Origin of the sequence: Kribbella sp. NPDC058245, from assembly GCF_042882005.1 — a bacterium.
Taxonomy (GTDB): Bacteria; Actinomycetota; Actinomycetes; order Propionibacteriales; family Kribbellaceae; genus Kribbella.
This window is the reverse complement of sequence record NZ_JBHVWY010000021.1, coordinates 1-13,089: the sequence shown is the minus strand read 5'-3', so window position 1 is coordinate 13,089 and position 13,089 is coordinate 1. Positions and strand designations below refer to the sequence as shown.

Sequence of the window (13,089 nt, the reverse complement as noted above, 5' to 3'; positions counted from 1 at the left end):
TCAGCGCCCATGAGCGAACCTCCCCGCGTTGCCGGACTGGTCTGGAACGACGGCCTGCCCCAGCTGGAGTGGTCCGCCACCACACCACGTACTCCGCTTCGCCTGGGTGACGAGATCGCCTTCGGCGCCGGTCAGGACCGCCAGTGCCTCGGCATCTGGCGCAACGGCAAGCGCCTCGGCTGCCCGACCAGGACACCGCTCGCCGCCGCCGCGCACGGTCCGCTCTGCCCCGAATGCCAGACGATGGATCGTTCAAACTCGATCGCCGCCGACACCCGCCTCGACGATCCCCGCGAGTTCGCCGTCTACCTCGCGCACCACGGCAGCCGCGTCAAGATCGGCATCACCGCCGCTGACCGCGGCTCGGCCCGCCTCCTCGAGCAGGGCGCGCTCAGCTCCGCCTTCCTGTCCGGCGGCACCCTGGCCGCGGCCCGCCGCGTGGAGCGGCTCTTCACCTCCGCCTTCGGCGTGACCGACCGCGTCACCTCACCCACCAAGCGCACCGCCCGGCTGAGCCCGCCGACCGCCGCCGAGCGAGCCACCGAACTCCGCGACCTCGCCAAGAACGTCAGCACGCTCGACTGGCCCGACGGCCAGACCCTCCGCGAACTCGAGGTCGTCGACCACACCCCGACGTACGGGCTTCCCGCCGACGGCATCCGTCCCGCTCACGCGCTCGCCCCGCTGACGCCGTACGGCGTGATCTCCGGCCGCATCACCTGTCAGATCGCCCGCGACCTTTACCTCGACACCCCGCATGGTCTCGTCCTGGCCGACACGCAACTCCTGTCCGGCTGGCCGCTCAACCTGCTCGTGCCCGGCGCACCATTCACGGCCACCACCGAGCCGATCGCCGCGCCGGTGCTACCGCAGGACGCCTTGTTCTAGCGCGTCCGGCAGCGGCGCCGAGTGGACGAGGTGCAGGCGGCTCACCGCCCGCGTCAGTACGACGTACAGCCGCTGCAGCCCACGGGCTTCCGCAGCCACGATCCGCGCCGGCTCGGCCACCACGACCGTGTCGAACTCCAGCCCCTTCGCCAGCGTGGCCGGTACGCAGACCAGCCGCGTCGCCTCCATCGAGTCCTCCGAGTCACCGAGCAACCCGGCCTCCAGCCCCGCCCCGACCAGCTCAGCCTGCAGCTCACCGATCTGGTCGTCAGCGGCAATCAACGCCACCGATCCCTCACCAGTCAGCGCGATCCGGCACGACTCGACCACCGCAGCCGCCAGCTCGTCCTCAGCAGTCCGTACGACGGCCAGCGCGTCGGCCACCGTTCGCACGCCGGTCGGCACACCGAGTGTCGGAGCGATCTCCGGCAGCAGCCGAGCCGCGAACTTGATGATCTGCTCCGGCACCCGGAAGCCTCGGTCCAGCTCAACCACCAGACCGTCCGCCTTGTCGAGGTGACCGAGCACCTTGTCCCACGACCCCGCGGCCCACGGGGTGGTCGCCTGTGCGACGTCACCAAGCACCGTCGCCGACCCGATCCGGCAACGCCGGCCCAGCGCCCGCAGTTGCATCGCCGACAGGTCCTGCGCCTCGTCCAGCACCAGGTGCCCGAGCGAACCGGCCTTCCGTTCGATCAGGTCATCAAGCTCATCCAGCAACACCGCATCGGCCGGCGACCACTTCGCGGACTTCCACCCGCGGGCCGGCTTCGCCCACAGCAATGCCGCCTGCTCGTCCGCCGTCAGATCGTCTCCAGCGGCCTCGGCCAAGAACGCCGCGTCGGACAGGAGGCGGTGCAGCACCTGCTCAGGCACCAGCTTCGGCCACACCGAGTCCACCAGCGCCTTCACCGGCTTCGACCGCGCCACCGCGTTCTGTACCCGGTCGTCCGGCGAGTCCCCGCGCCGTTCCATCAACACCAGTACGGCGTGGGCGAGCCGCTGCGCGAGCGCATTACGGCCAGCGGCGTACCCGGTTGATCCGCGCAGCGCGGCGACGATCTCCTGCGCCTCGTAGTCGTGGATCCGGAACCGCTGTGCCCCCTTGCTGTACAGCACGCCCTCGGTCGGCGTACCGATGAACGACCACAAAGCCCGCACCAGTACGGCGGACATCCGCGCATCGCCCTTCACCCGCGCAGTCTCGGGGCTGTCGGTCGCCTCGGTCGGGTGCGTGATCAGCTCCTCGATGGTGATCTGCCGGACGTCGACCTCACCCAGCGCGGGGAGGACCTTGCGGATGTAGGACAGGAACGAGCGGTTCGGCCCGACGATCACGACACCGCCCCGCCGGAGCCGCTCGCGCTCGGTATAGAGCAGGTAGGCGACGCGGTGCAGCCCGACCGCAGTCTTCCCGGTGCCGGGCGCGCCCTGGACGCAAACCGACGGGTGCAGCGGCGCCCGGACCAGGTCGTCCTGCTCCGGCTGGATGGTGGCCACGATGTCGCGCATCGGGCCGGTACGCGGCCGCTCGATCTCGGCTCGCAGGAACGCGTCGCCCTGGTCGTGCACCTCCGGCCCGGTCATCGGCTCGTCCTCGAAACCGGTCAGCTCGGCGCTGTCGGAGAACCCGTACCGCCGGCGCAGCAGCACCCGCTGCCGGTCGGAGTGCGTCGCCCGGTAGAAGGGGACGGAGACCGGCGCCCGCCAGTCGATGACGATCGGCTCGCCGCTGCCGTCGTGCACGTGCCGGCGGCCGATGTAGATCCGGTCGATCCCGTCGATCGTCCCGTGCTCGTAGTCGAGCCGGCCGAAGAAGAGCGGCACGTCGGGCAGGTCGACCAGCGCCAGCGTCCGCTGCTCGTGGGCCCGCTGGTTGGCTTCGTTGGTGAACCGCTCGTCGTTGTCCTCACCCCCGATCACGGGGATGTCGCGGACCAGGACGTCGGCGTACATCCGGGCCAGTGCGGCCTGGGCCTCGGTCAGAAAGGCGCGCTCGGAGTCGAGTTCGACGGGACCGGAGTGAATGTTGCTAGCGGCCATGCCTGAATTGCCTCGTTTCGTGAAGGAGAACGGACAGGGCGGGGCGACCACCAAGGGTCCCGCCCCGGATGCTGGTCCGGTTCGATTCGATCCTTCACACAGGCTTTTGCAAAGTCACCCAAAACAGACGCGCGACGTTACCAGCCAACCTCACGGCCCACCACTCAATTAAACGAGCAGGCCCTCTTGGTGCGCGATCGCCGACGCTTCGGTCCGGGACGCAGCGCCCAGCTTCCGCAGTACGCGGGCCACATGGGTAGCGACGGTGTTGCCGGAGACGAAGAGCTTCCGCGCGATCTCCGCGTTGGAATGACCCTGCGCCATCACCTGCAGTACCTCGAGCTCCCGAGCCGTCAGCCCGAACGCGCGCGCCGGCTGCGCCTCCGCACCGAGCCCGATCCGTTTCGCCAGGACGGCGATCCGCGACAGCAGGGGCTCGGCCCGCAGCTCGTCAGCGATCGCACGAGCCTCCACGAGCGCCGCGTGGGCATCCCGTTCGTTGCGTCCGGCAAGGTGCGCGGCCGCCAATCTGGTCAGTGTGTCGGCCAGCTCGTACATCAGGCCGATCTCACGCCAGCCATTCACCGCACGCTGCCACGCGACCACGGACTCCTGCTCGGCGGCATCCGCCGAGCACAGCACCGCAGCCATGGTGACGCGCTTCGACATGTCCGCGGCCACCACCTTCCGTATCGCCGGCAGCGCCCATCGGTGCTCGGACTGCGCGACCGCGAGCAGGAACCAAGCAGCGTCGTAGCTGTTCCAGGTCGGATACGGCAATGCCTCTTCGAGTTGCCGGCGCCCGGCCGCGTCATCGCCTTGCAGCGTGGCCATCGTGAGCCGCACGGTCATCATCATTGTCTCGAACGGCCGGGCATAACCACACAGCTCGTCGGCCTCGTCCAGCAATCGCCGGGCGTGGTCGAAAGCACCCCGCCGTACGGCGATCTGTGCAGCCACGTAGTGCAGCGCCGCCACGTAGCGCGGCGGCGGCCCATCGGCCAGCGCATCGTCGAGGACATCGAGCGCTTCGTCCCAGCGACCGAGGCGGAACAGGCCGTACGCCCGATTCTGCGCCAGCATGCTGCCGCGCGACCGCGCGAGGCCCCAGCGCTCGGCCAACTGCTGACCACGCGCGTTCCACTGCACCGACTCCTCGTTCCGTGCGTCCAGCACGAGCGAGATGGTGCTCCACTGGATAGCGGTCAGGCACAGAGAATGATCGCCGACGCGCATCGCCAGTTCCTCGCACCGGGCATAGGTGGCGAGCGCCGCCTCGGTCTCACCCGCGACGTCGTGCGCGTACGCGATCGGGAGCAACGCAGCGGCCCGGAGTCCGTCGTCGTCGAGACGTTGGGCCAGCTCGTAGGCCTCGTGAGCAAACACCTCGGCGGTCCGGGGAATGTCGTCGACGCAGAGCACGAACGCGTGCCACGCCAGCAGCCGGCTTCGCAACGGATCGTCGACCCCGGCAGGCACCAGCGCGACCGCTCGTTCCAGATTGGCGGCCCCGGATTCGCCGACGCGGTTCTGCAGCAACCCCTGCAGACCGAGGAGCCTGGCCGCCCGGCATGGCTCAGTCTCGATGCTCATCTCGGCCAGCGCCTCCGCGGCACGCTGTACGCCCCAATCGGCGCGCCCGGCCACATAAGCGGCATCGACTCCGGCCGCCAGCACGTCCACGTGGCTCACGCCGGTCAACGTCTCCGGGCTCTCCACCTTGGGCCAGAGCGTCAATACCTTGTCGAGCAGGTTCAGCTGATCGTCGTACGCGAACTGCCGGCCGGCCACCGCGGCCGCACGCCACGCCGCGGTCAACGCCCGCCCCTGCTCGCCCGCGGCCTCCCAGTGCTCGGCCAGTGCGGCCGCCTGGTAGTCGCCGTCGGTGTTCCGCGTGTCGATCGCGGTCGCGTACCGGAGGTGCAACCGCCGCCGCTCCCCCGGCAGCAGCGCGCCGTACACGGCCTCGCGGATCAGGTCATGCCGTACGGCGTACACGGTGTCCCGTACGACGACCTGGTGCCGCTCGACCAGCTCGTGCAACGCCTCGTCATTCGGCCGCTCCAGCACGTCGGCCAGGATCACGTCCGGTACCTCAGCACCGGCCACCGAAATCGCCGCCAGCAGATGCCGCGCATCCGGCGACAGGTCCGCGACACGATCAAGCAGCAGATCGTTCAGCCCACCATCCGCCCCGGAGCCACTCGACCGCAGCGCCTCGACGAACAGCGGGTTCCCATCACTGCGCCGATGGATCTCACTCACCACAACAGGGTCAGCCGGTCGCCCATCGATCGCTGCCAGGAGCGCCGCCACCTCCCGACGACCAAGCAACGAGAGCTCCACCCGTACGACGTCCGCGCGGCGCCCCAGCTCGCCCAGCAGCTGTCGCGTCGGGTGACCGGGGGTGAGCTCACCGGAGCGGATCGTGCCGACCAGCAGCACTGGGCGATCGACCAGATTCCGGGCCAGGTAAGCGAAAAGCTCCCGGCTGGACACGTCGGACCACTGCAGATCCTCGACCAGCAACACCACCGGCCGCTCGCGAGCGGCCCGGCCCAGCAGACTGAGCACCTCTTCGAACAGCCGCACCTGACCACCATCGGCCCGGGCCAGTCCGAGCTCGGGCCACCAGTCGGCGAGCGCCGTACCGTCCGAAGGCAGTTCGGCTCGCAGCCGGTCGGCTCCCCAGGCGCGCAGCAGGTCGCGCATGACCGCGACGAACGGCAACCAGGGCGTGCCGCCCGATCCGTGCTCGAGGCATCCACCGGTCAGTACCAGCGGATCTCCGGCCAGCTTCCCGATCGCGGTCTTCACCAGCCGGGACTTGCCGATCCCGGCCTCACCGGTGACGAGCACCGTGGTCGACTCACCGGCCCGCACCTGGTCGTACGCCGCCTCGAACGCAGCGAGCTCGGTGGCCCGGCCGACGAGAACAGGACTGATGACTGGCGACGGCATGGGGCCAGCTTGCCATCACCAGGGAGCGCGGCACCCTCTGCCTGCTCTACGACCGCAAGCGCGCCTGATCGATGCTGAGCCGTTCGATGAAGGTTCGCAGCGGCAGCGATGTGAACGCGTCGTCCCGATGGACGAACCACGTCTCCGAGTGAGACTCGTGGTCCGGAAGCTGATGGATGCGCAGGTGCGGTGCCGCAGCATGAGCCCGTACGACGGCGGTCGGGAGCAAGGTGATCCCCAGCCCGCTGACGACGCTGGAAAGGATGCCCTCCAGCGTGCCGAACTCCATCAGCTTCACGGCCTCGGCTCCCCGGTCGAGCAACAGTTGCTCGACCGGGCGGCGATAGGAACACCCCATCCGGAACACCAGCGCCCGCTGGACCGGATGCTCGATCAGCTCGGCCTTCAGGTCCTCCACCCGCGCCGCGGTCACCAAAGCAAGCTCCTCGGTGAAGACGGGCACGGTGGACAGGCCCACCGGATCCACGGTGTCGCCGACGAACGCACCATCGAGCTTCCCGTCGAGCACTGCCCGCGCGAGATCATCCGTCGACCCCGTCACCAATGACAGGTCGACCCGCGGATACCGGCCGGCGAAGTCGGCCAGCAGCGGCGGTAGTTGCAGTCCCGCCGTGGTCTCCATCGCCCCGAGGCTCAGTCGCCCGGCCGGATCGCTCTCATCCCCCAGCACCTGGGCGGCCTCCGCCGCCAGCCCGACAATTCGCTCGGCATAAGGCATCAACTGCTCACCGGCCGCAGTCAGCGTCACCCCACGCGCATGCCGCCGAAACAGCGCTACTCCGAGCTCTCGCTCCAGGCTGTTGACCCGCACACTCACGTTCGACTGCACCGTGTACAACTCCTGCGCAGCCTTGGTGATCCCACCGGCTCGGGCCACCGCCAGAAACACGCGCAGATCGGCGATCTCCATCTACCCACGCACCGCGCGCTGGTAGGCGGCAAGCTCGTCGGCGTCGTCGATGCTCCCGTGGTGATGCACCTGCAGCCAGCGACCGTCGTACCCGAAGACGCGCGTCGTCCGGATGGCCAGCGGAACCACCGCGCCGCTGCGGTCGACGTACTGGCCGAGCTCTCGCCCGGCGAAAACGACCGAGTCCTGCCACCAGTACGTCGCCGCATCGCCAAAGGTGACGGTCAGTCCGAGCTCGCCGCCGAAGATCCGCCGGTACAGGTCGGTCACCGCGGTCCCGGAGCGCAGGATCCCGCCGACCGGGTTGTTCAGCTGCGCCAGCTCGTCCTGCGACCAGACCGCCGCCAGCAGCTCCAGGTCCCGGTGGTTGAGCGCGTGGTAGAAGCTCTCCAGCGCGGCCACCGCACCCTCGCGCCCGGGCTTGCCGCTCTCGTCCAGCCGGTTGCGCGCCGCCGGCCCGAACCGGTAGTCCACGAGTTCGATCATTGCTTCAGCGTAGGCGAATCCCCAGCCGCCGACCCATCCGAATCCGCGAACGCAGGCATCGGAAATCGCCATGAGAATTACCGCCGGACGCTGCCTAGGCTTTCGATGAAAGGTTAATCGGCTCGCAGAAAGCAGGACGAAATGGTCGCGGTACGGCATCAGTACGCCCAAGTGGACGGGCACCGGTTGTTCTATCGCGGGGCGGGTCCGAAGGACGCGCCGGTCGTCGTGCTGCTGCACGGGTATCCGACGAGCTCGTTCATGTTCCGGCACCTGATCCCGTTGCTCGCCGAGGACCACCGCGTGATCGCGCCGGACCACCTCGGGTTCGGACTCTCGGACGCGCCGGGCGTTGACGAGTTCGACTACACCTTCGACGCACTGACCGATCTCACCGCACAGTTGCTCGACCAGCTCGGCGTCGACCGGTACACGATCTACGTGCAGGACTACGGCGCACCGATCGGCTGGCGACTCGCGTTGCGCAGTCCGGAATCGATCACCGGCATCATCACCCAGAACGGCAATGGGTACGACGCCGGCTTCGTCGAGGAATTCTGGCGTGGCGTCTGGGAATACCACCGCGAGCAAACGCCGGCGACCGAGAATGCACTCCGGCAGGCGCTCACCGTGGACGCTATCCGGTGGCAATACCTGCACGGTGTCCCGGACGAATCCCTCGTCAGCCCGGACACCTGGCTACACGACGCCGCCCTCATCGCGAGGCCGGGCAACGACGCGGTTCAGCTCAAGCTGTTCCTCGACTACGCCACCAACCCGCCGCTCTACCCCCAGCTACACGACTACCTACGCCGTACGGCGGTACCGGTGCTGGCCGTGTGGGGGCGCAACGACGAGATCTTCGGGCCGGCCGGCGCCGAGGCCTTCGCCACGGACCGGCCGGATGCCGAGATCCACCTGCTCGACGGCGGACACTTCTTGCTCGAGTCACACCTCGACGAGGTAGCCCCGCTCATCCGGAAGTTCCTCAGTCGGTGATCTCTCGCAGGGAGCCCTTGGTGACGTCGTAGACGAAGCCGCGGACCGAAGTCTTGTTCGGGATGAACGGGTCGGCGTTGATCCGGGCGATCGACTGGCGGACATCGGCGTCCAGGTCGGAGAAGGCCTCGGCGGACCAGTCCGGCTTCTGGCCGGTCTCGGCCTGGATGCCGGCCTTGAACTCGTCGTCGGTGAAGGTCAGCATGCCGCAGTCGGTGTGGTGGATCAGGATGATCTCCTGGGTGCCGAGCAGCCGCTGGCTGATCGCCAGGCTGCGGCGTTCGTCGGCGGTGATCACGCCGCCGGCGTTGCGGATCACGTGGGCGTCGCCCTCGGACAGACCGAGCACGCCGTACGGGTTCAGCCGGGCGTCCATGCAGGCGACGACGGCCACCCGCTTGGCCGGCGGCAGCGGCAGATCGCCCTTGTCGAAGCTCTCGGCGTAGCGCTCGGCATTGGCCAGCAGCTCGTCGGTCACACTCATCGGTACCCTCCAAGGTAACTAGAGTAAGTTGACTCAAACAGTAGCTTTTCCGCGTCGTACCGGGCCGCCGTCCCACCAGCTGGGACGGCTACCGGTAGGCGCGGGCCTGCAGCTCGAACAACTCCGCATAGCGCCGGCCGGCCGCGAGCAGCTCCTCGTGGGTGCCGACCTCCTCGATCCGGCCCTCGTGCAGGACCACGATCAGATCGGCCATCCGCACCGTCGAGAACCGGTGCGACACCAGCACGGTGATCCCGCCGGTCTCGGTCCCCGCGATCCGCGCGGCTTCGGCGTACTGCTCGAACAACCGATGCTCGGCCTCCGGGTCGAGCGCCGCCGTCGGCTCGTCGAGCAACAGCAACAACGGCCGCTCGCGCATGAATGCCCGCGCGAGCGCAAGTCGTTGCCATTGGCCACCAGACAGCTCGGCACCGCCCTCAAACTTCTTCCCCAGCTGGTTGTCCAGCCCCTTCGGCAGTCCGGCGATCACCGACTCCGCATCACCCCGTACGACGGCCGCCCGGATCGCGTCCTCGTCGTCCAACCGGTCGAGATCGCCGATCCCGACCACCTCGCGGGCCAGGAACTCGAACTTCACGAAGTCCTGGAAGCCGGCCGACATCCGCGACCGCCACATCTCCGGATCGATCGCGGACAGCTCCGAACCGTCGACCAGGATCTGCCCGGTCGTCGGGTCGTACATCCGCGCCAGCAACTTCACCAGCGTGGTCTTGCCGGCCCCGTTCTCCCCCACCAGCGCCACCGCCGACCCCGCCGGAATCTTCAGCGTCACCCCACTCAGCACCGGCGCCTCGCTACCGGGATACTCGAATCCGACATTCTCCAGCTCGATCCCCGAGGTGAGCTTGGCCGGAGCCGGCGTCGTACTCCCTTGCCACGAGTTGGCCTTCGCGTACTCGCGCAGCCAGTCGTACCGGACGAAGCTGCGGGCCACCTCGCCGACCCAGTAGATGTTCTGCGCGATACCGCCGGTCATCTGATCGACCTGCGGGGCCAGCAGGAGCACGAGCACCACATCACCAGCCGATGCCTGGCCGTGCCGCGCTCGCACGATCACCCAGACGATCGCCGCGGCGTAGGCCAGTGCGAACGCCAGCCGCACCGAGCCATCGATCTTCCCGCTCCACCGCGCCGCGGCGACCCGCAGCTTGAACCGCTCGGCCTGCAACGCCGAGATCCGCTCGATCAGGACCCGGCCCAGCCCGAACACCCGCAACTCGAGCGCCGTCCGCGGATCCTTCGCGACCTCGATCAGCCGATCGGCCAGCCGCTCTTGCGGCAGCGAATCCTCGTAAGCCTTCTCTTCCCGCATGCTCCCCTTGTACGCCGACCAGATCCGCGCCGTCCCCAGGAGCGGCAGCAGCAAGAGCAGTGGATGCACCGACCCCAGCAACGTGAGCACCGTGATGGTGTTGGTCACGGTGCCGAACACCCACAACAGCACCTCGGCACCGACGCCCATCCGCCAGGCCCGCTCCCGGACCAGCTCCAACCGATCAGCCACATCGGGCCGCTCGTGGTGGGTCAGCCCCGGGATTCTCGTCGTCACATCCAGCAGGTCGGCATGGACCCGACCGGCCATCCGCTCCTGTGCCGTCGCCTGCAGCGGCCAGCCCACGACATCCGCGAGGAACGAGACCGCGAGGCCGCCGATGATGATCGCCACGCCGAGCGCGATCGTGTCCGACTGGTCCAGGCTCAGTCCCTGCACGAGCAGACTGATGCCGTACGTCTGCGTCGGCGCCGTCACCGCCCGCGCCGCGACCAGCACCGTCGAGATCGCCATCAGCACCGGCGCCGCCCGGAACGACGTGACCAGCCACAGCCGGCCGATCCGCAGACTACGCATCGGTCACGTACCTCTCGGCCTGCAACCGGAACATCTTCGCGTAGGTCCCATCCGCCGCGAGCAGTTGCTCGTGTGTCCCGTCCTCGATGATGTGTCCGTCCGCCAGCACACAGATCCGGTCGGCGTTCCGCACCACCGAGAAGCGGTGCGAGATGATCAGCGACGCCACTCCGGACGTCAGCTCGAGATACCGCTCGACCAGCTCGATCTCCGCGCGGACATCCAGTGCCGCGGCCGGTTCGTCCAGCACAAGCACCCCCGCGCCCGCATGGACGGCGAACAGTGCCCGCGCGAGCGCAACCCGCTGCCACTCACCGCCGGACAGATCCACGCCACCGTCGAATGCCTTGTCCAGAACGGTTTCCCAGCCCTTCGGCAGCCCGCGCACCACCTCCACGATCCCTGACTCCCGCGCCGCCTGGGCCAGTGCGGCCTGGTCGCCGACCCGCTCGATCGCGCCGAACTCCACGTTGTCCGTCACCGACAGCGGGAAGCGCAGGAAGTCCTGCACGATCGCCGCGACCCGCCGCTGCCACACCGCCAGATCCAGCTCCGCGAGATCGACGCCGTCCACGAGAATCCGCCCACTCGTCGGCCGGTACGCACCGCAGAGCAGCTTCACCAGCGTCGACTTGCCCGCGCCGTTGATCCCGACCAGCGCCAACGCCTCCCGCGCGTGAATCGTCAGATCGAGATCGCGCAGGACGAAGTTCTCCGACCCCGGATAGTGAAAGCTCACCTTCTCGAACCGGACCTCGCGCGCCGGCATCGTCTCGATCCGGTGCTTCCCGGTGACCGCGGGCTCCGGATGACGCGACGCGATCGTGTCCGGCAGCGCGACCATCGCCCGGTACGCCGACAACCCGCGCCGCAACTGGACGACGCCGTACCCGTTCCCGGAGACGCCGATCGCCAAGATCGCCGGTACGGCGGTCGCGACCTGCGTCAGCGGCAGATCACCGGCCAGCGCGGCCCTGCCGACGAGCAGGATCGCGAACCCGTCCGCGGCCAGCCGCACCAGGCCCATCGCGATCGACCACGCGACGTTCTTGCCGCGCTTGGCCCAGACCGCGCGGAAACCGGCCGTCCACTCCTGGATGTAGCGCTGCACCACCCACTGGTGCAGTCCGAAGACGCGCAGCTCCTTCGGGGCATCCCGCATCCCGAGATCGAACAAGTAGCTGGCACGCCGCTGCTCCTCGGTGTTGCCCCACCACATGTCGATCTCGCCCTCGATCATCCGGCCTTGGTGCCACTCCAGCAGCAACGTCACTCCGACCAGAAGCGCGGCGACCAGCCAGGAGAACATCAGCCCGACGATCACCGCCGACCCGATCATCGTGATGCGCGCGGCGAGCACCCACGGCAGCTGCGACATGCCCTGGGACAGATGGAAGCCGCCTTTACCCTTCGCCCGTTCCTGGACGTCGAGGACCTCGCTGTCCTCGAGGTGTTCGATCCGCTGCGGCTTCAGCAGCGGCTCGGTGATCCCGACCCCGATCTCGCGCACGACCGCGGCCTCGAGCACCATCGCCGTGACCCGATGCAACGCCGGCGCCAGACTCTCCAGCACGAACACAACCAGCAGCGCCGCGAGCAGCCAGCCGAACGCCCACAGCGACATCGCCCCGGCCGACCCCTCAACCACCTTCGGCACGGCCCCGACGACCTGCCCGGTCAGCAGCGTGACCGCCATCCCCAGCACCGAACCGAGCACGGCCAGCCCGATGGTCAGCCCCGTGCTTCCCGGCGCGATCCGCAGCCCGTACCTCAGTAGAGTCAGCACCCGACAGACCGTAACTGGCCTAGCCGACACTTTGCACCACGATATCCACAAACAATCCCGTCACCCGCGGTGGCGTGGGATTGTCGGCGAGGTCGTCGGCACGGTTCCCGCCGCCGAGCAGACAGGCCGTGGTCACTGCACGAAAAACTGAGTGACCCCGCCCCCCGACCTTGAGCACGCCTCAACCACTCCGACCGGCCTCAAGCGGTTGAGGGGTGCACAAAGTGACCCCGCCCCTCGGACCTTGAGCACGGCCCAACCACTCCGACCGGCGCCGCGTGGTCGAGGGGTGCACAAAGTGACCCCGCCACCCGACCTTGAGCACGCCCCAACCACTCCGACCGGCGCCGCGTGGTCGAGGGGTGCACAAAGTGACCCCGCCACCCGACCTTGAGCACGCCCCAACCACTCCGACCGGCGCCGCGTGGTCGAGGGGTGCACAACGTGACCCCGCCACCCGACCTTGAGCACGCCCCAACCACTCCGACCGGCGCCGCGTGGTCGAGGGGTGCACAAAGTGACCCCGCCACCCGACCTTGAGCACGCCCCAACCACTCCGACCGGCGCCGCGTGGTCGAGGGGTGCACAAAGTGACCCCGCCACCCGACCTTGAGCACGCCCCAACCACTCCGACCGGCGCC

9 protein-coding genes are annotated in these 13,089 nt (G+C 68.8%); 2 read left to right on the top strand and 7 right to left on the bottom strand.

The annotated features are described in order from the left end of the window. Positions 1-9 precede the first annotated feature (9 nt). Entirely contained in the window at positions 10-888 is an 879-nt protein-coding gene (locus tag ACFVWG_RS36450; RefSeq protein ID WP_391548045.1) for a DUF2797 domain-containing protein, read from the top strand. Here the strand turns inward: ACFVWG_RS36450 and ACFVWG_RS36445 are convergent. The 4 genes from ACFVWG_RS36445 to ACFVWG_RS36430 form a co-directional block, all read right to left on the bottom strand. After that, on the bottom strand, positions 865-2,931 hold the full coding sequence (locus ACFVWG_RS36445) for a HelD family protein (protein ID WP_391548044.1): 2,067 nt from the start codon (positions 2,929-2,931) through the stop codon (positions 865-867). The genes ACFVWG_RS36450 and ACFVWG_RS36445 overlap by 24 nt on opposite strands. Positions 2,932-3,099: 168 nt before the next feature. Then, complete coding sequence (locus ACFVWG_RS36440; RefSeq protein WP_391548043.1) at positions 3,100-5,892, bottom strand: ATP-binding protein; 2,793 nt, start codon at positions 5,890-5,892, stop codon at positions 3,100-3,102. Positions 5,893-5,938: 46 nt separating this feature from the next. Next, positions 5,939-6,823 carry a LysR substrate-binding domain-containing protein gene (locus ACFVWG_RS36435; RefSeq protein ID WP_391548042.1) on the bottom strand — a complete coding sequence of 295 codons (885 nt, stop codon included), beginning with the start codon at positions 6,821-6,823 and terminating at the stop codon, positions 5,939-5,941. Next, positions 6,824-7,309: a YybH family protein gene (locus tag ACFVWG_RS36430; protein WP_391548041.1), complete on the bottom strand. Its 486-nt coding sequence runs from the start codon at positions 7,307-7,309 to the stop codon at positions 6,824-6,826. A 141-nt stretch (positions 7,310-7,450) separates the two neighbouring features. Between ACFVWG_RS36430 and ACFVWG_RS36425 the strand changes: the two genes are divergently transcribed. Further along, positions 7,451-8,308 carry an alpha/beta fold hydrolase gene (locus ACFVWG_RS36425; RefSeq protein ID WP_391548040.1) on the top strand — a complete coding sequence of 286 codons (858 nt, stop codon included), beginning with the start codon at positions 7,451-7,453 and terminating at the stop codon, positions 8,306-8,308. Here the strand turns inward: ACFVWG_RS36425 and ACFVWG_RS36420 are convergent. The 3 genes from ACFVWG_RS36420 to ACFVWG_RS36410 form a co-directional block, all read right to left on the bottom strand. Further along, complete coding sequence (locus ACFVWG_RS36420) at positions 8,298-8,792, bottom strand: beta-class carbonic anhydrase (RefSeq protein ID WP_391548039.1); 495 nt, start codon at positions 8,790-8,792, stop codon at positions 8,298-8,300. The genes ACFVWG_RS36425 and ACFVWG_RS36420 overlap by 11 nt on opposite strands. Before the next feature lie 88 nt (positions 8,793-8,880). Then, a complete protein-coding gene (locus ACFVWG_RS36415; protein ID WP_391548038.1) occupies positions 8,881-10,662 on the bottom strand; it encodes an ABC transporter ATP-binding protein in 1,782 nt (593 codons plus the stop codon). Then, on the bottom strand, positions 10,655-12,448 hold the full coding sequence (locus tag ACFVWG_RS36410) for an ABC transporter ATP-binding protein (protein ID WP_391548037.1): 1,794 nt from the start codon (positions 12,446-12,448) through the stop codon (positions 10,655-10,657). Before ACFVWG_RS36410 ends, ACFVWG_RS36415 begins: the two co-directional genes overlap by 8 nt. Between the last annotated feature and the right edge of the window lie 641 nt (positions 12,449-13,089).